This is a genomic window from Streptomyces sp. NPDC006283, assembly GCF_040613325.1.
Classification (GTDB): Bacteria; Actinomycetota; Actinomycetes; order Streptomycetales; family Streptomycetaceae; genus Streptomyces.
In genome coordinates, this window is record NZ_JBEXRZ010000452.1 from 1 (window position 1) to 1648 (window position 1648).

Genomic DNA, 1648 nt, shown 5'->3' on the forward strand with positions numbered 1-1648 from the left:
CCTGCGCCAGATCCAGCACTGCAGTCAGATCGTCGACGGATGCCTCACCGCGACCGGCCTCACACTGACGACACCACGCTTACAACCTCAGTAACCGGTCCAAGGCCGCCGACCAGGACCCGGCCCAGTGGCTCCCCCGCCAGCCACCGACCAGTACTGCCGCTACATCAGCGAGTAGATCGGCACCAAGCGCCGCTGGGGCCTCACAGTCGACAAGTTCGAACTTGAAGCGCGCTCAAGACCTTCACCGAGCCCCTGCGAGGACACCGTCATCGACCACTAGCCCGCCCAGTAGGCGCTCGGCACTCGCGCTCGTGCGGCGGTGCCCGCTGCTTCACGGGCGCGTTGGTCAACACGTGACAACTTACGAGCTGGGGATCGAGGGCGGCCCGCTGGACGGCGGGGCGGTGACCGTGGACGCCGACGAAGACGGCCTACCTCCCTACCGGCAGTGCTGGAACGGCGCCGTGTACGTACGCGAGCCCTTCGGACTCGGACCGCACGACCCGATTTCGCACGCCTGGCCGGTCACTGGGTCGGTGGCGGTGAGCCGGGACATGCGGGGCGCCACCTCGATTACCGTGATCTGCCAGTCCCGGGCGGTCAGCTCCCGAGCGAGGTGCGCGGTAATGACGTTGAGACCGGCCGGGTCGGTCGTGGCGAAGTCCAGGTCCTGACTGATCCGCGACACCAGCTCATGCGCTTGGACCGCGTACCCGCCCGCGAGCACCAGACCGTATCGGGCTCCGGCCTGGAGCGCGTCAGGCATGAAGAGTCGCTGCGCGGGCGGGTCTAGCGGAGTGGCCCACGACACGGATGCTGCCTGCGGAACCGTCGGCAGGGTTGCTCGATCCTTTCTGGCCGAGGCTCGGATTGCGCCGTCTTGTAGTGGACGGATGCCCGTTCCGACGCTGTGGAGGTCGTGGCATCTCTGCACACGGGTCGAGTTTGGGCAGCACTTGGCGATCAAAGGGCCAGAAGAAAGTCGATGCGAACTAACACCGGTCAGGTGGCCCCCTGGTCGGCGCTGGAGTGATGGCTGGCATCAAGGGGTGTGAAGGATCGGCGAAGTAGGTTCGTGTCTCTGGCCTCATATGAGGAGCGTTCCAGGTCACGGCTCATGAGGGAGGGTCACTTTGAGATCCGAGCGCAAGCTAGAACGCAAGGCGCCGATTCTGTCGCCTGACGACCACTGGGGGCAAGGCGCAAGGCCGGTCAACCCGGGGCAGAGGAGCGTCGCTCCCTTTTAGCCGAGCCCTCGCCGGTCACGACGGGGGCTCGGCCGCTGGGTCGGTCGACTGAGCCTTTTCAACCCGCCCACCGATCCGAGTGACGCACCTACCCGGTCGCCCCAGGTCAGTGCCTTTCGGACTCCTGGTCTGAAGCTCAAGTTGAAAGGGCTCACTGAGGCATGGTCGCTGACGGTGGACACCGTGTTGCGGGCTGCCGGAGTAGTCGTTGGGCTGGGCATTGCTGTGTTCCTGGCGGATCGGGTTCTGCTGGCAATGGAGGCCCGGGGCTGGATCTACTGGCGCAGGACCAAGAGCCTGTCGTCCATCGGTGTCGACCTCATCCAGGATAGTGACCCCGGAGCCCAGGCCGTCAAACGCGCCATGGAAAGGGAACGCGTGCGCAAAGAACGTCAGGC

At 65.7% G+C, this 1648-nt stretch carries 1 protein-coding gene and 1 pseudogene; one reads left to right on the forward strand and one right to left on the reverse strand.

The genetic code is table 11. The annotated features are described in order from the left end of the window. Positions 1-442: 442 nt before the first annotated feature. Positions 443-769 (reverse strand): hypothetical protein, encoded by a 327-nt coding sequence (locus ABZ070_RS37200; protein WP_356640612.1) that lies wholly within the window; start codon positions 767-769, stop codon positions 443-445. A 655-nt stretch (positions 770-1424) separates the two neighbouring features. Here ABZ070_RS37200 and ABZ070_RS37205 point away from each other — a divergent pair. Continuing rightward, a pseudogene (locus ABZ070_RS37205) lies at positions 1425-1648 on the forward strand (hypothetical protein); the annotation flags it as partial.

Bases quoted from the DNA above. Each gene is read 5' to 3' on its own strand.
- ABZ070_RS37200 (WP_356640612.1), bottom strand. From the start codon at position 769: ATGCCTGACGCGCTCCAGGCCGGAGCCCGATACGGTCTGGTGCTCGCG.